12 protein-coding genes and 1 riboswitch are annotated in these 19,923 nt (G+C 72.1%); of the genes, 5 read left to right on the top strand and 7 right to left on the bottom strand.

Annotated elements, in window-relative coordinates; genetic code table 11:
- The 5 genes from ACFWBT_RS30490 to ACFWBT_RS30470 all read right to left on the bottom strand — a co-directional run.
- A partial coding sequence (locus ACFWBT_RS30490) for an ATP-grasp domain-containing protein (protein ID WP_385706116.1) occupies positions 1-583 on the bottom strand: 583 nt, incomplete at its 3' end.
- Between the two features lie 725 nt (positions 584-1,308).
- Positions 1,309-1,734 (bottom strand): hypothetical protein, encoded by a 426-nt coding sequence (locus tag ACFWBT_RS30485; RefSeq protein WP_385706115.1) that lies wholly within the window; start codon positions 1,732-1,734, stop codon positions 1,309-1,311.
- Positions 1,735-2,673: 939 nt separating this feature from the next.
- Positions 2,674-3,837, bottom strand: coding sequence for a VWA domain-containing protein (locus ACFWBT_RS30480; protein ID WP_385706113.1), 1,164 nt, complete (start codon positions 3,835-3,837; stop codon positions 2,674-2,676).
- The gene (locus tag ACFWBT_RS30475) at positions 3,834-6,449 is read right to left on the bottom strand and encodes a DUF5682 family protein (RefSeq protein WP_385706111.1); all 2,616 of its coding nucleotides are present in this window, start codon (positions 6,447-6,449) and stop codon (positions 3,834-3,836) included. The genes ACFWBT_RS30480 and ACFWBT_RS30475 overlap by 4 nt, the downstream gene beginning before the upstream one ends.
- A complete protein-coding gene (locus ACFWBT_RS30470) occupies positions 6,446-7,591 on the bottom strand; it encodes an AAA family ATPase (RefSeq protein ID WP_385706109.1) in 1,146 nt (381 codons plus the stop codon). The genes ACFWBT_RS30475 and ACFWBT_RS30470 overlap by 4 nt, the downstream gene beginning before the upstream one ends.
- Before the next feature lie 133 nt (positions 7,592-7,724).
- Between ACFWBT_RS30470 and ACFWBT_RS30465 the strand changes: the two genes are divergently transcribed.
- Both ACFWBT_RS30465 and ACFWBT_RS30460 read left to right on the top strand, forming a co-directional pair.
- Positions 7,725-9,080, top strand: a complete 1,356-nt coding sequence (locus ACFWBT_RS30465) for an SWIM zinc finger family protein (RefSeq protein ID WP_385706107.1) — start codon at positions 7,725-7,727, stop codon at positions 9,078-9,080.
- An 82-nt stretch (positions 9,081-9,162) separates the two neighbouring features.
- Positions 9,163-10,785 (top strand): DUF5691 domain-containing protein, encoded by a 1,623-nt coding sequence (locus ACFWBT_RS30460; protein ID WP_385706106.1) that lies wholly within the window; start codon positions 9,163-9,165, stop codon positions 10,783-10,785.
- Positions 10,786-11,281: 496 nt separating this feature from the next.
- Here the strand turns inward: ACFWBT_RS30460 and ACFWBT_RS30455 are convergent, their stop codons facing one another.
- A complete protein-coding gene (locus ACFWBT_RS30455) occupies positions 11,282-11,698 on the bottom strand; it encodes a cobalamin B12-binding domain-containing protein (protein ID WP_266761887.1) in 417 nt (138 codons plus the stop codon).
- An 820-nt stretch (positions 11,699-12,518) separates the two neighbouring features.
- Between ACFWBT_RS30455 and ACFWBT_RS30450 the strand changes: the two genes are divergently transcribed.
- Positions 12,519-13,379 carry an esterase/lipase family protein gene (locus ACFWBT_RS30450; RefSeq protein WP_385706104.1) on the top strand — a complete coding sequence of 287 codons (861 nt, stop codon included), beginning with the start codon at positions 12,519-12,521 and terminating at the stop codon, positions 13,377-13,379.
- Positions 13,380-13,473: 94 nt separating this feature from the next.
- The gene (locus tag ACFWBT_RS30445) at positions 13,474-15,273 is read left to right on the top strand and encodes a peptidoglycan DD-metalloendopeptidase family protein (protein ID WP_385706103.1); all 1,800 of its coding nucleotides are present in this window, start codon (positions 13,474-13,476) and stop codon (positions 15,271-15,273) included.
- A 189-nt stretch (positions 15,274-15,462) separates the two neighbouring features.
- Here the strand turns inward: ACFWBT_RS30445 and pcrA are convergent, their stop codons facing one another.
- Positions 15,463-17,949, bottom strand: coding sequence for a DNA helicase PcrA (pcrA, locus tag ACFWBT_RS30440; RefSeq protein ID WP_385706101.1), 2,487 nt, complete (start codon positions 17,947-17,949; stop codon positions 15,463-15,465).
- 432 nt (positions 17,950-18,381) lie between these two features.
- Positions 18,382-18,552: riboswitch (cyclic di-AMP (ydaO/yuaA leader) on the top strand.
- Between the two features lie 7 nt (positions 18,553-18,559).
- On the opposite strand from pcrA, the gene ACFWBT_RS30435 reads away from it, so the two are divergent.
- On the top strand, positions 18,560-19,723 hold the full coding sequence (locus ACFWBT_RS30435) for an NlpC/P60 family protein (protein ID WP_385706099.1): 1,164 nt from the start codon (positions 18,560-18,562) through the stop codon (positions 19,721-19,723).
- The last annotated feature ends 200 nt before the right edge of the window (positions 19,724-19,923 follow it).

Raw genomic sequence — 19,923 nt, 5'->3', positions numbered from 1 at the left:
CGAGCGGGTTCACCTGGACGAGGAGGGCGTCCTCCTTGATGAAGGTGTCCCACAGCGTCACCAGGATCTCGGCGACCTGCTCCGCGACCTCGGCCGGGAACTTCGCCTGGGCGACGATCTCGCGGGCCTTCTCGATCGACACGCCTTCGTTGGCGTCGACCGGCACCTTCGCGAGGGCGTCGGGGTTCTCCTCCGCGACGACCTCGATCTCCACGCCGCCCTGAACGGACGCCATGGCGAGGAAGGTGCGGTTCGTGCGGTCGAGGAGGTACGAGACGTAGTACTCCTCGACGATCTCGGGCGCGGTCTCGGCGATCATCACCTTGTTGACCGTGTGGCCCTTGATGTCCATCCCGAGGATGTCCGTCGCGCGGGCGACGGCCTCGTCGGGGGTGGCGGCGAGCTTGACGCCGCCGGCCTTGCCGCGGCCACCGACCTTCACCTGGGCCTTGACGACGGACTTGCCGCCAAGACGCTCGGTCGCCTCGCGGGCTGCCTCAGGCGTGTCGATGACTTCACCGGCCAGCACCGGTACACCGTGCTTGGCGAAGAGGTCCCTCGCCTGGTACTCGAACAGGTCCACGCGCGTCCGTCCCTATCAGTGATCTCGCGGTTCGTTGGATGCGTGGGCGTGCCGCGAAGGGCAACGTGACGTCCGCTGTCACAAGGGTGGCGCACACGATGTCCGAGCGCGCGGCATGTCCGTCTCGCAGGTTATCGCCGCTGGACGCGGGTCCCTAAATCGCAGGTCACACCTCAGCGGTGATACCTGTCACAGATCGTGCCCGGACGGGGCCTCACCAGGCTGGGGTTTGCCTGGTGAGGCCCCTCGAACGGCCCCGAAGGGCCCAGGGCGGGTGGCCCCCACCCCAATGGGGACCACCCGCCCTCCCGCAGGGGGTCCGGCCGGACGGATCCGACGGCTTTCGGCCGTCCGGGCCATGACCCTGCGGAAGTCGATCATCTGCGGCACACCGTTCCGCCGCCGGGCGTGTCGCACGTCGCCGCGTGACACGCCCGCCCCCGCGTGACGTCCGATGCCCTACGCGCCGCGCATGCAGTACATCGATCACAGACGCTGCATTCAGTACGAGATGTACGGGCCGTACGAGGCGTACGAGCCGTACACGCCGCTCGGGCTGGGCGGCGTACGTGCTGTGCGGAGGGTCGTGTTCGTGTGCTCGGCGTGCTCGGTGTGCGCGGCGCCCGGGTGCGCCAGGCGCTCTCCACCGGAGCACGGGCCCGACAGCGCTCCGGGCCCCGGCGGAAAGGGAAACCCTCGCCGGGCCGGGCAGCGGGGAACCCGCCCTAGTCGGGGAGAACGGGAACGGCCCTGTGCCGGTCCCGGATCCCGGCCGGGGTCACATCCGCCGAAGCGCCGGGCGCGAGCCGGAGCGGCACCCGGTGGTTCGGCGCGACGGCCTGCGCGTCGCCGTGCCGCGGGGCGGCGCTGTCCACGGCGGACTGCCTGCCCAGCGCGCCGCTCGGATCGCCGGGAGGCGCCTTCCGGGCCGGGGCCTGCCCCACCTGTACGACGTCCTGGACACGGCGCTCCACGACCACCGCGCCGCCCGCCCCGAAGCCGCCCGGTCGGTACGCGGGGACGGTGGAAGTCCCGTACGCCGGGACGGTGGAAGCCCCGTACGCCGGGACGGTGGAAGCGGGAGCGTCCGGCCGCCGCCCCGTGCCGCCCCCGCCTTTCGTCGCGCTCTGCTGCTCCGCAAGGCCACTCACCGACTGCCGCGCCCCCGGGACGGACGAAGGCCGCGCACCCGCGCCGGGAAGCACGGACGGGCTCCCAGGGTCGGGCTGACCCGACGGGAGGAGAAGCCCCGGCGGAGCGGGGAGCCTCGGCGGAGCGGGGAGCCCCGGCACGGACGGCATCGCGCCCGGCAACCTCGGCAGCCCCCTCCTCGACCCCGCGACCAGATCCCCGACCGGCCGTACGACAGCACCGGCGACCGGCGGAAGCCCGCCGGCCGCCCGCGCGACGCCCCCCGGAGCACGGCCCACGCCATCGGTGACCCCGTCGACGACCCGCGGGACCTGTGTGGTCCTCGTAGCCCGTGTGGCTCGTACGGCCCGGTCAGATCCGCTGCGAGGCTCGGGCCGTACGGCCGGCTCCGCGCGGGGGGCGGGTTCGCACTCTGATCCGAGGGCGCCCACGACGGAAGCGGTGCCGCGCGCGGGGGGCCTGGTGTGCGAGCCCGGCTTCAGCAGCCGGGCCGCCGAAGTCCGGGCCGGCGAAGTCCGGGCCACCGAAGTCCGGGCCGCTTCGAGGCCCCGGACGGAAGGCGGGTGAGTCGAGTGCGTCGCCCCGTCGGCCGCCTGCGCCTGCCCTCCGTAAAGGAACCCGAGCGCGCAGAACCCGCCCGCCAGCAGGACCACCCGCAGCGCACGCCGCCCGGCCGTGCCGCGCACCAAGCGCGGAACAGCACCCGACGACGCGGCTGGCTGGGTCAAGACGGGGAGGGTCCTCCCGTACGAAGGGACGTGAGGGCACACAAGGGAACGGAACGAACGCGAACGCCTCGGAAATGCCCGGGTCGGCACGGTCCGCCAAGGAAGCGCAAGGCAGGGCCCGTTGGCCGCGTCGATCCTCGCACGGGACCGACGAGGGTGCGCAAGTCCCCTGTTACCGATGGATACCCATGTCCCGATTCCCGCGCCTTCTCACCTGGTGTCCGGTATCGGAAGCGGCCGCTTCTCGATCGCCGCCGCCATGACCTCGGGAAACAGATCGGGCGTACAGGCGAACGCCGGTGCGTCGAGCGCCGCGAGCGCCGCCGCGTGCTCGCGGTCGTACGCGGGCGCCCCCTCGTCGGACAGCGCGAGCAGCGTCACGAACTGCACCCCCGACGCCTTCATCGCCGCGACCCGCTTCAGCATCTCGTCGCGGATCCCGCCTTCGTAGAGGTCGCTGATGAGGACGACGACCGTGTCGGCGGGCTTGGTGATCTGCGACTGGCAGTACGCGAGTGCCCTGTTGATGTCCGTGCCGCCGCCGAGCTGGGTGCCGAAGAGGACGTCGACCGGATCGTCGAGCTGGTCGGTGAGGTCGACGACGGCCGTGTCGAAGACCACGAGCCGGGTGGCGATGGACCGCATCGACGCGAGCACGGCACCGAACACGGAGGCGTAGACGACCGACGCGGCCATCGACCCCGACTGGTCGATGCAGAGGATGACCTCCTTCTTCACGGACTGCGACGCCCGCCCGTAACCGATCAGCCGCTCGGGCACGATCGTGCGGTACTCGGGCAGGTAGTGCTTCAGGTTGGCCGCGATCGTGCGGTTCCAGTCGATGTCGTGGTGGCGGGGTCTGCTGATCCGGGCGCTGCGGTCGAGGGCGCCGGTGAGCGTGGCCCGGGTGCGGGTGGCGAGCCGCTTCTCCAAGTCCTGGACGACCTTGCGCACGACGGCCCGCGCGGTCTCCTTCGTCGTCTCCGGCATGGCCTTGTTGAGGGAGAGGAGGGTGCCCACCAGGTGCACGTCAGCCTCCACCGCCTCCAGCATCTCGGGCTCCAGGAGCAGGGCGGAGAGCCCGAGCCGGTCGATGGCGTCGCGCTGCATCACCTGCACCACGGAGGAGGGGAAGTAGGTCCGTATGTCGCCGAGCCAGCGCGCGACCGACGGGGCCGAAGCGCCGAGCCCCGCCGAGCGGTCCCGCCCCGACTGCCCCTTGCCCCCCTTCCCGTACAGCGCGCCCAGCGCCCCGTCCATGGCGGCGTCCTGCCCGGTGAGCACGCACCCGGTCCCGTCCGCCTCGTCGCCGCCGAGCACCAGCCGCCATCGCCGCAGCCGCTCGCCGTCGGCACCCACCGCTGCCTCGGTCATGGAGCCACCCTCACAAGGTCGTTGTCGTGATGCGTCCGGTCGGCACCGTCGCCGCCGTCACCGCCGCCGTCGCCACCGTCGCCGCCGTCGTCGTCACCACCGTCGGCCCGGCCATCCGCGTCGTCGCCGGCCCCGCCCGGCTCGCCGAGCCCCAGCAGCAGGCTCAGCATCGGCAGCACGGCGTCCGCGCGCTCGGTGTCGAGGTCGGCGGCGAACCCGGGTATTCCGGAGCCGGTGGCCTCGGCACTCGTCCGTACTCCCGGGCCGCGCCGGACCAGTTCGCCCAGCGTCCTGCGCACCCCCGACTCGTACACCGAGAACGTCCGGCGCAGCAGCGGCAGCACATCGGTGAACGCGTCCGTCGGCACCCCGGTCAGCCACGCGTCCACCAGTCCGAGCAGCCGCTCGTCGTGCACGAGCAGCATGCCGCCCCCGGAGCCGCCCCCGACGAATCCCTCGATCCACGCGGCCGCGTCCGCGGGCTCCGTCCCCGGCGACAGCACGAGGCCCATGAGTCGCGCCGCCTCCTCCTGCGCCAACTCCCCTTCATCGAGGAGAAGCCGGACCGCCCGCCCCCTGACCACCCCCGGGACGGTGTCCCGCGCGGCGAGCACCCGCAGCACGGAGTGCCAGCGCCCACGGATGCCGCCGGTCGGAGCGGTATCACCGGCAGGAGCGGTGTCACCGTCCGGAGCGGGCTCGGCCAGCAGCCCCACCGCTCCGTGCACGGCGTCGATGTGGCGGCGCATCTCCTCGGCGGCGTCGCTGTCCAGTGCGGTGCAGGCCGGGGGAAGGCCGACGAAGACGCGCTCGGCCAGCCCGGCCGCGACATCCGCCAGGGCGTGGGTGTCCGTGCCGCGCACGTCGCCGTAGCGCAGGGAGCGGACGAGCGCGGGCAGGGCCTGCGCGAGGTGGCCCACGTCCGCGTCGAGGGCGGCCTGGTCGGCGAGTACCCGCATCACCACGGGGAGCGCCTCCGGGAGTTCGGCGAGGAGACAGCGCTCGGCGAGCGCCGTCACGTCGGCCAGGGAAGGCGCACCCACGGCGTCCGCCTCGGCCTTGGCCGTCGCGGCGGCCGGAACCGTCGTGCCCCACACGCCGGCCTCGGCGACCCGCACCGACAACTCCGGCTCCCAGCGCAGCCGCCAGGTCTCCCGGAAGGTGCCCGTGCTGCCGCGGGACGTCGTGGGCTCGCCCCACGCGACGCCCAGGAGCCGCAGCCGGTGCAGCAGTCTGCTGCGCCCCGCGTCGGTCTCCTTGCGCAGGTCGAGCTCCACCTCCCTTTCCAGTGCCTCGGGTTTGAGCCGCAGCCGCCGCTGCGACCGCGCGAGATCCCGCTGCAACGGCACCGCCGGGGCGGACTCCGGCACCTCGCCCAGCACATCCCCGACCACGAGCCGGTCGCGCACCAGCGCCAGGGGGACGTCCGAGCCCTCGCACATCACGGCCCGGACGGCGTCGGTGGTCTCGGTCAGCCCTGGCAGCGGGCGGCCTCGCATCGCGGCGAGGGTGTCGGCCAACCGCACGGCCTCGATGACATGGGCGGACGACACGCCCCGGTCCTCGTCGCGCAGCAGCCGGGCCACCTTGGTCATCCACCGCACGACCGGGCGGTCGGGGGCGCTGAACAGATGTCCGTACCAGCCCGGCGAGTCGATGCCCGCCCCGTACCCGCTGACCCGGGAGAGCCGGCGGTGTGTCCAGGGCACCCACGTCAGGTCGACCTTGGCCTTGGGCAGGCCCTTGAGCAGCGCCCGGTCGGCGCCGGCCGTGGTCCTCCGCCGCAGCGCGGGCACGTGCCAGGCGCCGCACACCACGGCCACGTCGTCCCCGAACTCCCGCTGCGCCGACCGGATCTGGAGCCGCATGTACGCCTCCCGCACCAGGTCCCGGTCGTGGCCCCCGACCCCGTACGTCTCCCGCAGCGCCTCCATGGCCTCCTCCAGCACGGTGAACGGCGCGAACGGATCGCCCGCGGTCCCGGCCCGGTGCTCGACGACGTCCTCCCACCAGCGCTCCGGGTCGTCGTAACCCGCTGTCTCGGCGAGCACCGCGAGGGGGTCGATCCGCACGGACGCGTCGAGGGGCCGGTCCGTGGCGCCGCCCTCGTCCGGTCGGCCGGGATCCGCCGCCGGGCCGAGCGCGTCGGGGTTCCCGGCCGCCACGGGGTCGGCGGGGTGGGCGGGAGGCGTGCTCCCCGCCTGGTCCCGGTCCGGGTCCGCCCCGTCCCTCCCCCAGGCCAGGGTGTGGGCCGCCGGGAGGTCGATGAAGCGGGCCGGCACTCCGTGCTCCAGAGCCCACCTGATCGCGACCCACTCCGGCGAGAACTCGGCGAGCGGCCAGAAGGCCGAGTTGCCGGGCTCGTCCACGACATGGGCGAGGAGCGCCACGGGGGGCCGCATGTCCTTCTCGGCGGCCAGCAGGACGAGTGCGTCCGCCTCGGGCGGCCCCTCGATCAGTACGACCCGCGGAGCCGCCGCCTCCAGCGCGGCCATCACGGCCCGCGCCGACCCCGGCCCGTGATGGCGCACACCGAGCAGCAGCGGCCCGGCGCCCCGGGCGGCCACCCCGCCCCGCGGCGCGGGCGGCTCGGTATCCCGTACTCCGCTCATGCGCTCACCTCGCGGCAGGCCCGGTAGAAGTCCTTCCAGCCGTCCCGCTCGCGGACGACCGCTTCCAGGTACTCCTGCCAGATGACGCGGTCGGCCGCCGGGTCGCGGACGACGGCGCCGAGGATGCCCGCGGCGACATCGCCCGCCCGCAGGACGCCGTCGCCGAAGTGGGCGGCCAGGGCGAGGCCGTTGGTGACGACGGAGATCGCCTCGGCCGTGGACAGCGTGCCGCTGGGCGACTTCAGTTTCGTCCGTCCGTCGGCCGTGATCCCGTCGCGCAGTTCCCGGAAGACAGTGACGACGCGGCGGATCTCCTCGATGCCCTCGGGCACGGCGGGCAGGTCGAGGGAGCGGCCGATCTGGTCGACCCGGCGCGAGACGATGTCGACCTCGGCGTCGGCGCTCTCCGGCAGCGGCAGGACGACCGTGTTGAAGCGGCGGCGCAGCGCGCTCGACAGTTCGTTGACCCCACGGTCGCGGTCGTTGGCCGTGGCGATCAGGTTGAAGCCGCGGACGGCCTGCACCTCCTGGCCCAACTCCGGGATCGGCAGGGTCTTTTCGGAGAGGATCGTGATCAGGCTGTCCTGTACGTCCGCGGGCACGCGGGTCAGTTCCTCGACGCGGGCCGTCATGCCCTCGGCCATGGCCCGCATGACGGGGCTCGGCACGAGCGCGTCCCGGCTGGGCCCGTGCGCGAGCAACTGCGCGTAGTTCCAGCCGTACCGGATGGCCTCCTCCGGCGTGCCGGCCGTGCCCTGCACGAGCAGCGTCGAGTCACCGCTGACCGCGGCGGCCAGATGCTCGGACACCCAGGTCTTCGCGGTGCCGGGCACGCCGAGCAGGAGCAGCGCCCGGTCGGTGGCGAGGGTGGTGACGGCGACCTCGACGATACGGCGCGGTCCCACGTACTTGGGGGTGATGACGGTGCCGTCCGGCAGTGTGCCGCCCAGCAGATAGGTGGCCACGGCCCAGGGTGACAGGAGCCAGCGTTCCGGGCGGGGCCGGTCGTCCTGCGCGGCGAGTGCGGCGAGTTCGGCGGCGAAGGCGTGCTCGGCGTGCGGCCGCAGCGCCTCGCCCTGCCGGCTCGCCTCCCTGTCTCCCGCGGGTGTGTGGACGGACGTCGGTTCAACGGACACGGACATGGCTCGGTCCCCCTCCAGCTCGGCCGGTTCGGATCTGGTTCCACCGTGCACCACGCCACTGACAATGTGCTCTGACCTGCGCAGACGTGGCCGTGAGGATCGATTGTCAGTGGCGGGACCTACCTTCGATGGCATGACACAGCAGGCGGTGCGCTGGACGGCGGATCAGGTGCTGGCACTGGCGCCTGACGCCGCGTCACGCAAGGCGGCGAGCAAGCTCGGCGCGGCCGGTTCGTGGTCGGAGGCGGGCCATTCCGAGGAGGGGACGGTATGGGGACTGTGCAGGGGAAGCGGCAGCAAGCCGTATCAGACGGTCATCGACATCGCGGACTCGACGGGTCCCGCCTACAAGTGCAGTTGTCCGAGCCGGAAGTTCCCGTGCAAGCACGCGCTGGGGCTGCTGCTGCTCTGGGCGGGCGCGGACGGCGCGGTGCCGTCCGGGCAGGAGCCGGACTGGGCCGCACAGTGGATCGAGGGAAGACGCAAGCGCGCAGAGGACAAGAAGACCCCGGGCGGGGGATCTGGAGCGTCCTCGCCGGGTGATCCCGAGGCGGCGCGGCGCAGGGCGGAGCGCCGGGCCGAGCGGATCACCGCGGGGGCGGCCGAGTTGGAGCAGCGGCTGGCGGACCTGCTGCGCGGCGGTCTGGCCTCCGCCGAGCGGGCGGGGTACGGGCTGTGGGAGGAGACGGCGGCCCGGATGGTCGACGCGCAGGCACCCGGTCTGGCGGCGCGCGTGCGGGAGTTGGGCGCGATCCCGTCGTCGGGACCGGGCTGGCCGGTGCGTCTGCTGGAGGAGTGCGCGCTGCTCCACCTCCTCGACCAGGGCTGGCTGCGGCGCGAGCGGCTGCCGGACGACCTTGCCGCGACGGTCCGTTCCCGCGTCGGGCTGTCCGGCTCGGCGGACGGCCCGCCGGTGCGCGACCGCTGGCTGGTCCTCTCGCAGTACGACACCGCGGACGCACGGCTCACGACGCGCAGGATCTGGCTGCACGGCGAGGAGTCCGGCCGCACGGCGCTGCTCCTCTCCTACGGCGCGGCCGGCCGGGCTCCCGAGCAGGCGCTTCCGGTGGGACTGGCCTTCGAGGCGGAGGTGTCCGCGTACCCGGGCGCCGGGCAGGTGCGGGCGGCGCTGGGCGAGCGGTTCACTCCTCCGGCGCCCGCGGCGATACGACCGACAGGACTGACCACGTCCGAGGCGGCCGCCCGTTACGGAGAGGCCTTGCGCGCCGACCCCTGGCTGGACTCCTACCCGGTCACCCTGGACCGGGTCGTCCCGATCCCGGACGGCGATTCCTGGCAACTCGCCGATGCGGAAGGAGAGTTGGCTCTCCCGCTCACTCTTTCCTCACGGTCCCGTCCCGATCTGTGGCGACTGGTCGCCCTGTCCGGCGGCGCCCCGGTCACGGTCTTCGGCGAGTGCGGCCACCGCGGCTTCACTCCGCTGACGGCATGGCCGCAGGGCGAGGGCGAGGCGGTCCCGCTGTGCTGACCGCCGTCACCACGCTCGGCCCCCCGGCCACCCGCCGTGGCGGCCGGCCGCCGTTGATGCCCTCCGTTCGGAAAGGACGCTCATGAACACGACCTCGGCTTCGGCGGGCACGCCCGTCGGCGGCTCCTGGGAGGAGCTCGTCACCGTGGCACTGCTCGGGACCGAGCGGCGTACACCTCCGGGGCGGCACCCGGGGCAGCAGGCTCCGGTGGCGCTGCTGGACGCGGCCGCCGTGGAGACCGTGCGACGGCGGGCCGGAGTGCGGCCGGCGCGGGCGGCGGCCCGTCCGGAGCCCGCGGCGCCGGACCACCGGACCGCGCTGCCGCCCGCCGCGGCCCGCAGACTGGCGACGCTGCTGGCGGACCGCCCCGGCACGGGCGGCGGCGGCCGCAGGGGGTCGGCGCCCGACCTCATGGAGCTGCTGCCCCAGTGGCTGGCCCTGGCGAACGCGCGCGGATTCGCGGCGCCCCCGGGGACCCTCCCGGCGCTCCTCGACGCGGCCCGGGGGCGCACGGACCTGCGTCCCGCGGCGCTGGCCTTCGCCGGGCCGCGGGCGCTGTGGCTGGCCCGGCTGAACCCGGAGTGGCGGTTCGCGCTGCGCTCCTCGCCTGGCGGCGGCGCGGCACTGCCGGAGCCGGACGAGGCCCATCGCGTACAACAGCTGTGGCAGGAGGGGCTGTTCGCCGAGCGGGTCGCCCTGCTGGCGTCGGTTCGGGCCAAGGACGCTTCCGCCGCACGCGAGTTGCTCGTCGCGACCTGGGCGACGGAGCGGGCCGAGGACCGGCTGATGTTCCTCGACTCACTGCGGTCCGGGCTGTGCGCCGAGGACGAACCGTTCCTCGAACGGGCCCTGGCCGACCGCAGCCGCAATGTACGGGCGACGGCGGCCGAGTTGCTGTCCGCGCTGCCGGGTTCGGCACTCGCCGCGCGGATGGCGGACAGGGCGGGTTCGTGCGTGGCCGTCGACCGTACGCGGGGCACGCCCGTGCTCGTGGTCGAGGCACCTCACGAGTGCGACGCGGGGATGGAGCGGGACGGGGTGGTGCCGAAACCCCCGGCCGGCCGGGGCGAACGGTCTTGGTGGCTGGGCCAGTTGGTCGAAGCGACGCCGCTCGGGACCTGGCGGGAGCGGTTCGGCGGGCGGTCGCCGGAAGAGACCGTGGCCCTGCCCGTGGCGGACGACTGGCAGGGGGAGCTGCATGCGGCGTGGTGCCGGGCGGCGGTGCGGCAGAGTGATCCCGGGTGGTCGAGGGCGCTCCTCGGGGCACCCTCCGCACCGGAGGCCGGGGGTCCGGGGGCGGTGTCCCTCGCCGAACGGTCCAAGCTGCTCGCCACCCTGGGCGCCGAGGAGCGGGCCGAGTGGGTCGCGGGGTTCATCGGTACGCACGGACTGTCCGAGGCGTTCCAGCTGCTCGGGGTGTGCGCGGTGCCCTGGGCGGGGGGCCTCGGGCGGGCGGTGGTCGACGCGCTCGACATCGCGCGGGACGCGGGGAGTTTCCCCTGGAGCTTCAGCGGGGTGATGGGGCTGGCCGAGCGCTGCCTCGACCCTGGGGAGGCGGGTCGGCTCGACGCTCTCACCTCGGTGCCCGACGAGTCGGAACACGCGGTACCGGGAGCCGGCGGCTACTGGGCCGAGGCGTTCCAGCGGCTCGTGACGACGTTGCGCCTGAGGGCGGCGATGGCCGCCGAGCTGTCGCCGCCGTGAGGTTCCCGGCCGACGCCCGGACCCACCCGGCCCACGCGACGCCTCAGCTCAGCCGCCCCATGGGAACGCCGGGTACCGCGGCTCACCCGGCACCTCAGCCCACGCGACGCCTCAACTCACCCGGCCCATGGGAACGGCCGGTACCGCGGCACACCCGGCACCTCAGCCCACGCGACGCCTCAACTCACCCGGCCCATGGGAACGGCCGGTACCGCGGCACACCCGGCACCTCAGCCCACGCGGCACCTCAACTCACCCGGCCCATGGGAACGGGCCGGTACCGCGGCTCACCCGGCACCTCAGCCCACGGCGCGCCTCGGCGCGACCCGGCACCATGGCACGACCCGGCACCGCGGCACGAGCCCTGCGCCACGGGACGGCCCGGCACGGCGATACGGCCCGGCGCCCCACCATCCGCTCACCCGGACCACCCGGCCGACGACGGTGGGGACACCCTGCGGTCACACCGACGGGACGGTCACGCCAACGGGGGCGGCTACGCTCCGGCCGGCTGCCGGACGTTCGCTCGTACCCAGTCCACGATCGACGTGGTCGTCGCGCCCGGGGTGAAGATCTCCGCGACGCCCTTCTCCTTGAGGGGAGCGATGTCCGCCTCGGGGATGATGCCGCCGCCGAAGACCTTGATGTCCTCGGCCTCGCGCTCCTTGAGGAGAGCGATGACGGCCGCGAAGAGCGTGTTGTGGGCACCGGAGAGGATGGACAGGCCGATCGCGTCGGCGTCCTCCTGGATCGCGGTGTCGACGATCTGCTCGGGGGTCTGATGGAGCCCGGTGTAGATGACCTCCATACCGGCGTCGCGCAGCGCCCGCGCGATCACCTTGGCCCCGCGATCGTGGCCGTCGAGCCCCGGCTTGGCCACCACCACGCGGATCGGACCGGCTGCCACACCCATCACTGCCTCCATGAACCGACTACATCAACCTGTACCGACGAGGACTGCCGACACATGCCTACGACTACCGACTGACGACTACCGACATACGACCACGGTCGGCGACCACCGACCGGTGAAGACCGGCGGTGACTACCGAGCGACATGCGTCGACTACCCACTGTCATCCGTGGGCGTCTGTCGACCGCCAACTACTGACCATCGACACATATCGCACATTTTTTCCGCTCGCCGCACCGATGGCCCCGGATCACCGGATGAGCCAAGCGACACAGGCGCCCCGAGCCGTAGCGGCCCGGGTAAGTGAACGAACGTTATCGCCAGCATCCCGTAACCGGCAGTTTCGCGGTGGAGACCGAGGGGGAAATCACACACTGGGACAAGTTCGCCGCGCACGGTTCCGTATCGCGGCACCGGCGCCGCACGGAATGTGCGACGTACGGGCCAGGCCGGAGCCGGCGCAAGAAGAGCCGCGATCAGGTGGCCGCACCACCGCGCCGTCCGCGGGACAGCGTGGTGACGTGGCACATCGGCGACGGCACGACAGCGGGGAGCAACGCCGGGAAGAGGACCGCGGGACGACGAGGGCGACTCCACACCACGACACGATGCCGGTGCACCCAGCCCGGCGGACCGTCGCGGAACCTGAACCGGGGTCGGCGCCGTATCCCACACCCCTCGGCGGGGCACTCCGTATCGTCATCGGCGTCTCAGGCGCCGCGGACGTGCCGTCGGCCAACGCCGTCACCGACCTCACGGCTTTCCACTAGGGCACACGGGGGACGGAGTGGTCCTGCCGCGTGCCGACTGGAGGTCGGCCATGAAGGTCACTGGGGCCGCGTCGCCCTTTCTCCTCTGTCAGCGCCTGTTTCCGACGAAACTCGCAGGGCTCTCGGTGGCCCTCCTGAAGGCGACAGCCCTGGAGCTCGCGATTCTCGCCGGGCACCTCCTCCTCTACCCCTCAGGCATCACCCAGGAACGCCGCACCGCACCCTCACTCCCCTCACCCGACGCCGCCGCCAAGCTGCCCACCGAGGAGAAGCCCCCGGTCGTCCTGCTGCACGGCTTCATCGACAATCGCTCCGTCTTCCTCCTGCTGCGCCGCAATCTCGCCCAGCACGGCAGGCAGCACATCGAGTCCCTCAACTACTCGCCGCTGACCTGCGACATCCGCACCGCGGCGGAGCTGCTGGGCCGGCACATCGAGGAGATCTGCGAGCGCACGGGCCATGAGCGGGTGGACATCGTCGGGCACAGCCTCGGTGGACTGATCGCTCGCTATTACGTGCAGTGCCTCGGTGGTGACACCCACGTCCGCACCCTCGTCACGCTCGGCACCCCGCACTCGGGCACCCGCGTCGCCCCCGTGATGAACGCGCACCCGATCGTCCGCCAGATGCGCCCCGGTTCCGCGGTGATCGAGGAACTGACCGGGCCGGCCCCGGGGTGCCGCACGCAGTTCGTCAGCTTCTGGAGCGATCTCGACCATCTGATGGACCCGCTGGAGACGGCCTGCGTCGAGCATCCCGACCTGCTCGCACAGAACGTCCGTGTCAGCGGAGTCGGCCATCTCGCGCTGCCCGTGCATCCGGCCGTCGCGACAGGGATTCGGCAGGCACTCGACCTGGAGCAGCCGGGAGCCCGTACCGTCGCCCGGACCGCCGGCCTCACGGTGGCCTGACAGCCACCGGGGGCCTTCCCGGGGCACTCACACTTCGAACGCTTATCGAACGCCAGGCCAAAGCCTTGCCCGCCCTCCCCCGAAACACGGCCGAATGCCCGTTTCCCGCGAGAGGGAAACCTGCCGAAGATTGTCGCGCCCGCATACCGCCGGGTACAGTCGCCGCACTGCTCTGCCAGCCCCTGTTGTCGAGGCGAAAGAGAAGTTGGTGAACGACCGTCACCCGTCGGGGATCGTGACTCCCCCGGCCCCGGCTTCCGATGCCGCCTCGGCGCTCTACGCGCCGTATGGCGCGCAAGAAGCCCAGTACGGCGACTTCACCGCGTACGGCGACTACTCCGCCACGGCCTTCGACTCCGGCGCGAACGCGGCCACCACCGGCGCCCACGCCACCACGGACTTCGACACCGATCCGCTCTTCGGCAACATGCCGGGCGGGGACGGTGCCACCGGTTCGTACGACGCCACGCAGTGGAACTCCGGCGCCCAACAGACGCTGAACTACGACCCGTACGCGGCCCAGCACCAAGCCGCCTACGACACCGGCGCCTATGAGACGACGGCCTGGGCGGCCGGCTATCAGCAGCTCGCCGACATCCCCGCGCAGCACCCGGGCCCCGATGCCTCGGGCCAGTGGGACGCGAACACCTGGATCCAGCCCGGGCAGCCGCCCGAGGGGACCCAGCAGTGGAGCGCGCCGACGCAGGAGACGGGCGCGTACGACGCCACCCAGTGGAACAACGCCGGGGGCCAGGACGCCTACCAGGCGTACGAGCACCCGCAGCCCGAGTCGTACGAACAGCAACAGCATCACCCGCAGCACGAGTACGAACAGCAGCACACGCAGCCCGAGTCGTACGAGCAGCACGCTGAGCCCGAGTCGTACAACCACGAGCTCACGCAGCTCGACATGACGTACGAGCAGCCGTCCGACGCGGGGGCTCCGGTTCCCTTCGATCAGCAGGCGACCGCCACCTTCGATCAGGCCGTCCACGATCAACTCGCGTCCGACGAGGACAAGTTCGACGACGCCGCGGACTCCGTCGACCCGGACGACTCCGACGAGGCGTACGACCCGTACGAGGAGGGGCGCGAGACGCCACTGCTCGACGACATGGAAGAGATCACGCCGCGCCCCGCGCCGCGGACCGCTTCCCGTTCCCGGCGCCGCAGCCCCGCGAAACGTTCCGCTCTGCTGACTGTCGCGGTGCCTTCCGCCTGCGTGATGGGGGTCGCGGGGATCGCGGCCGCCTCCGTCGGCGGGATGGGCGGGGACGACACGAAGGACACGACGGCCAGCGCCCCCGACGCGACCTCGGTGAAGCCGTCGGCCGCCAACAACAAGCTGGACACCCAGCTCAAGAGTCTCTCCGCGGGCGCGGACGACTTCGCCGACCGGGCGAGCCGTACGCAGGAACGTATCGACCTCAAGGCCCAGCAGGCGGCGGAGAAGAAGAAGGCGGCGGAGGCGGCGGCCCGCAAGGAGCGGCTGCGTCCGAAGTTCGCGCTTCCGGTCGCGCGGCAGGGCCTCAGCGCCTACTTCGGCCAGGCGGGCGTCAACTGGATGTCCGTGCACACGGGCATCGACTTCCCGGTCTCGTACGGAACACCGGTGCTGTCCGCGACCGACGGGACCGTCCGGACGCAGTGGAACAGCGCGTACGGCAACATGATGATCGTGACCGCGATGGACGGCACCGAGACGTGGTACTGCCACCTCTCCACGTACAAGATCCCCTCCGGCACCACCGTGAAGGCCGGCGACCAGATCGCCTTCTCCGGGAACTCCGGCAACTCGACCGGCCCGCACCTGCACTTCGAGGTCCGCCCGGCCGGCGGCTCGGCGATCGACCCGCTGCCGTGGCTGCGCAGCCACGGACTGGACCCCACGTAGCGCGTGCCGCGCAACTCGTCGCGGCGGCAGCCGCGACGAGAGATCCGACGGCCGACTCCGGGACCCCCGGGCCGTCTTCGGACAGCCGAGGGTCCCTGCGATCGGTCCCGTGATGGAACCGGGTCCCTTGATGGAGCCCGGTCCTGCCCGGTCCTGTGATGGAGCCCGTCCCGCGACCGGTCCCCCGAACTACAACTTCTCCACCGGCGCGTACCGCAGGAGCAGCCGCTTCGGCTTGGGCTCTCCGAAGTCGACCGTCGCCTCCGCGTTCGCGCCCGTCCCCTTCACCCCGACGACCGTGCCGAGGCCGAACTGGTCGTGCGTGACCCGGTCCCCGACGGCCAGCGAGACCACCGGCTTCTCGGAGACCCCGCGGCGGGTGGCGAACCCGGAGGCACCCGAGGCCGCGGACCGCGAGCGCGACGAGGACAGGGACGCGGCGACACCGGAGACCGGGCCGGCCGACACGGGCGCCATCGCTCCCGTGCGCTTCCAGTCCAGATGGGTCGCCGGGATCTCCTCCAGGAAGCGGGAGGGCGGGTTGTACGAGGGCTGCCCCCAGGCACTGCGCATCGACGACCGGGTGAGGTACAGCCGCTCCCGCGCGCGGGTGATGCCGACGTACGCCAGGCGCCGCTCCTCCTCCAGCTCCTTGACCTGTCCGAGGGCGCGCATGTGCGGGAAGACACCGTCCTCCATGCCCGTCAGGAAGACCACGGGGAATTCGAGGCCCTTGGCGGTGTGCAGCGTCATCAGGGTGATGACGCCGTTGCCGTCCTCCTCGTCCGGGATCTGGTCGGAGTCGGCGACGAGCGCGACCCGCTCCAGGAACGCGGAGAGCCCGCCCGCGGTCTCGCCCTCACCGGTCTCCTGCTCGAACTCCAGCGCCACGGAGGCGAGTTCCTGGAGGTTCTCGACCCGGGTCTCGTCCTGCGGGTCGGTCGAGTTCTGCAACTCGGAGAGATAGCCGGTGCGTTCGAGGACCGCCTGGAGGATGGTGGCCGGGCCCGCGCCGGACTCGACGATCGTACGGAGGTCTTCCATCAGCGTGTTGAACCGCTTGACCGCGTTGGTGGAGCGCGCGGCCATGCCGTAGGCCTCGTCGACGCGGCGCAGCGCCTGCGGGAAGCTGATCTTCTCGCGCTGGGACAGCGCGTCGATCATCGCCTCGGCGCGGTCGCCGATACCGCGCTTGGGCACGTTCAGAATGCGGCGCATCGGGACGGAGTCCTCGGGGTTGGACAGCACCCTGAGGTACGCCAGGACGTCCCGGACCTCCTTGCGCTCGTAGAAGCGGACGCCGCCGACGACCTTGTAGGGCAGGCCGACGCGGATGAAGATCTCTTCGAAGACACGGGACTGCGCGTTCGTGCGGTAGAAGACCGCGACGTCGCCGGCCTTGGCCTCGCCCGCGTCGGTGAGACGGTCTATCTCGTCGGCGACGAACTGGGCCTCGTCGTGCTCGGTGTCCGCGACGTAACCCGTGATGTTCGAGCCCGCGCCCGCGTTGGTCCACAGGTTCTTTGGGCGGCGGGACTCGTTGCGCTCGATGACCGCGTTGGCGGCGGTCAGGATCGTCTGGGTGGAGCGGTAGTTCTGCTCGAGGAGGATCGTCGTCGCGTTCGGGTAGTCCTCCTCGAACTGGAGGATGTTGCGGATGGTCGCGCCGCGGAAGGCGTAGATCGACTGGTCGGCGTCACCCACGACGCAGAGCTCGGCGGGCGCCAGGTCGAACTCGCTGGGCGGTACGTCCACGGGGTGCTCGGAGGTGCCGACGAGCTCCCGCACGAGTGCGTACTGCGCGTGGTTCGTGTCCTGGTACTCGTCGACCAGGACGTGCCGGAAGCGGCGGCGGTAGTGCTCGGCGACGTCCGGGAAGGCGCGCAGCAGATTGACCGTGGTCATGATCAGGTCGTCGAAGTCGAGCGCGTTGGCCTCGCGCAGCCGCGACTGGTACATCGCGTACGCCTGGGCGAGGGTCTTCTCGAAACCGTCAGCGGCCTGGGCGGCGAAGTCCTCCTCGTCGATCAGCTCGTTCTTCAGGTTCGAGATCTTGGCGCTGAACGACTTCGGCGGGAAACGCTTGGGGTCGATGTCGAGATCACGGCAGACGAGCGCCATCAGACGCTTGGAGTCGGCGGCGTCGTAGATCGAGAACGACGAGGTGAAACCGAGCCGCTTGCTCTCGCGGCGCAGGATGCGGACGCAGGCGCTGTGGAAGGTCATCACCCACATCGCGTTGGCGCGCGGGCCCACGAGCGCCTCGACGCGTTCCTTCATCTCGCCCGCGGCCTTGTTGGTGAAGGTGATCGCGAGAATCTGGCCGGGGTGGACATTGCGCTCGCCGAGCAGATGCGCGATCCGGTGGGTGAGCACGCGGGTCTTGCCGGAGCCGGCACCGGCCACGATGAGCAGCGGGGAGCCGGAGTGGACCACGGCCGCGCGCTGGTTCTCGTTCAGTCCGTCCAGCAGGGCCGCCGGGTCCACGACGGGCCGGGGCGCGCCGTCGCGGTAGTACGCGTCCCGGCTCGGCGACACGTCGAACTTCCCGCCGAACAGATCGTCCGGAACCGACTCCGGTCCGTGATCGTCCTCGGGCGGCGGCGGGTGCTCGTCCTCGTGGGCCGCGGAGGGCTTGAGGTCCGCCAGGAAGCTGTCATCAAAGAGGCTGCTCATCGCTCTCCGAGTCTAGGCCGCCCCACTGACAGCCCGCCGCCACCCCGGGAACTCGACCGGAAGTCGTGACGCGGTGCCGGGACGGACGGGCTCTCGGCCACGACACCCGGGAGCCCGTGACCGCACATGATCGGCCGGTCACCCCAGGTGAGGGACCGGCGGGGCGGCGCCGGCATCCGCCCGGCCCTCGAAGGCGCGGCGCCGCGACGGCAGTGAGCGCTCCCGCGGGAGCCGTCGCCCCATGACGGGCGCGAGCGGCCGATCCGCCCACATGTGAACGGATCACCGCGAATGCGTCGTGGACGGCGGGACACATGGCGAAGGTCACGAAAATGTATCGGGCATATCGCGCATCAACCTTCACACGGGCCACACCGGTTGGCTAGCGTGCGGAAAGGCCACTCGACCGCAACCGGCGAACGTCGCCGGGCCGAGCGGCCTCCGCCGAGTCCGGCACGCCCACGAGGCCACCGGAGCCGGGGACCCACCGACCTTGGGGTGAATCGGTCCAACCGCCTTGTGGGGCACGGACCGTAGGGCAACCTTCCGGATTACCCGCCCGAACCCGACAGCTAACTCGGTAGGCGGATGACGGAAGGAGTCGCCTCTCTTGGCGTCGCACCGCAAATGGCGTCCTTCGGGTACGCGTGTCGCAGGCATACGGACCCCGGCCCTCGCGACGGCCGCCCTCACCTCCGTGGCCCTGCTCTCCCAGACGGCGAACGCCGCCCCCTCGGCGAACCCCAGGCCCAGCCTCGAAGAAGTCGAGAAGAAGGTCAACGCCCTCTACCACCAGGCCGAGACGGCCACCGAGAAGTACAACGCGACGCGGGAGAAGACCGCCAAGCAGAAGGAGCGCGTCGACACCCTGCTCGACGACGTCGCCGAGCGCACCGAGAAGCTCAACACCGCGCGTGAGGAGCTGGGTTCGTTCGCCGCCGCGCAGTACCGCACCGGGGCCTCCACACCCGGCACCGCGACACTGCTGCTCGCCGACGACCCGCAGGACTACTTCGACCAGACCCAGTTGATGAGCCGTCTGACGACCCGCCAGAAGGCGTCCGTCGACGACTACGTCACGGAGCAGGCCGCCACCACCAGGAAGCGCGCCGAGGCCACCGAGAGCCTCCAGTCGCTGACGGCCTCGCAGAAGGCGCTCAAGACCTCCAAGGCCACGGTGCAGCGCAAGCTCACCGAGGCGCGCGGCCTGCTCTCGAAGCTGAACGCCGAGGACAAGGCGCGGCTGGCGGCGATCGAGAAGAAGAAGCAGGAGCAGGCCACGGCCAAGGCGGCGGAGCTGGCACGGCAGCAGGCCGCCGCCGAGAAGGCCGCCAGGGAGAAGGCCGCCCGGCAGCAGCCGTCGGGCACCACGACCGGCTCGACGGCCGGCTCGACGGCCACCGACTCCTCGTATGCGACGAAGGCGGCCAAGGCGCTCACCTTCGTCCGCACGCAGATCGGCAAGCCGTACGTCTGGGGCGCCACCGGCCCGGACTCCTACGACTGCTCGGGCCTGACCCAGGCCGCCTGGAAGGCCGCCGGTGTCAGCCTGCCGCGCGTCACCTACGACCAGGTGAAGGCCGGCACGACGGTCTCCCTCGCCGACGCCCAGCCCGGTGACCTGGTCTTCTTCTACGACGACATCAGTCACGTCGGCCTCTACATCGGCAACGGCATGATGATCCACGCGCCGAAGCCGGGGGCGTACGTCCGCGAGGAGTCGATCTACTACGACGGCACCTCGGCGATCCACAGCGTGGTGCGCCCGGCGTAGACCGGAGGACGAGCGAGACCTCCCGCGGGGCACGCGCGCGTGAAGCCGAGAGGCCCCACGCGCGCGTGCCCCGCGTTTTCGTGCCCCCCCCGCCCGGGGGGGACCCCGGGGACCGGCCCCGGGTTGCCTAGCATAGGGGGCATGCCCGGGGGGTTATAAAAATAAACCAGCCCCCCAGACCAAGTAATATAGAGTGTTGC

The organism is Streptomyces sp. NPDC060027 (assembly GCF_042737005.1).
GTDB lineage: Bacteria > Actinomycetota > Actinomycetes > Streptomycetales > Streptomycetaceae > Streptomyces.
This window is presented reverse-complemented; position numbering and strand designations above follow the sequence as displayed.

What these genes read in the sequence shown, in the direction of transcription:
- ACFWBT_RS30445 (WP_385706103.1), top strand. Translation starts at nt 13,474, where the DNA reads ATGCCCGTTTCCCGCGAGAGGGAAACCTGCCGAAGATTGTCGCGCCCG.
- ACFWBT_RS30460 (WP_385706106.1), top strand. Translation starts at nt 9,163, where the DNA reads ATGAACACGACCTCGGCTTCGGCGGGCACGCCCGTCGGCGGCTCCTGG.
- ACFWBT_RS30455 (WP_266761887.1), bottom strand. Translation starts at nt 11,698, where the DNA reads ATGGGTGTGGCAGCCGGTCCGATCCGCGTGGTGGTGGCCAAGCCGGGG.
- ACFWBT_RS30465 (WP_385706107.1), top strand. Translation starts at nt 7,725, where the DNA reads ATGACACAGCAGGCGGTGCGCTGGACGGCGGATCAGGTGCTGGCACTG.
- pcrA (WP_385706101.1), bottom strand. Translation starts at nt 17,949, where the DNA reads ATGAGCAGCCTCTTTGATGACAGCTTCCTGGCGGACCTCAAGCCCTCC.
- ACFWBT_RS30450 (WP_385706104.1), top strand. Translation starts at nt 12,519, where the DNA reads ATGAAGGTCACTGGGGCCGCGTCGCCCTTTCTCCTCTGTCAGCGCCTG.
- ACFWBT_RS30475 (WP_385706111.1), bottom strand. Translation starts at nt 6,449, where the DNA reads ATGAGCGGAGTACGGGATACCGAGCCGCCCGCGCCGCGGGGCGGGGTG.
- ACFWBT_RS30480 (WP_385706113.1), bottom strand. Translation starts at nt 3,837, where the DNA reads ATGACCGAGGCAGCGGTGGGTGCCGACGGCGAGCGGCTGCGGCGATGG.
- ACFWBT_RS30470 (WP_385706109.1), bottom strand. Translation starts at nt 7,591, where the DNA reads ATGTCCGTGTCCGTTGAACCGACGTCCGTCCACACACCCGCGGGAGAC.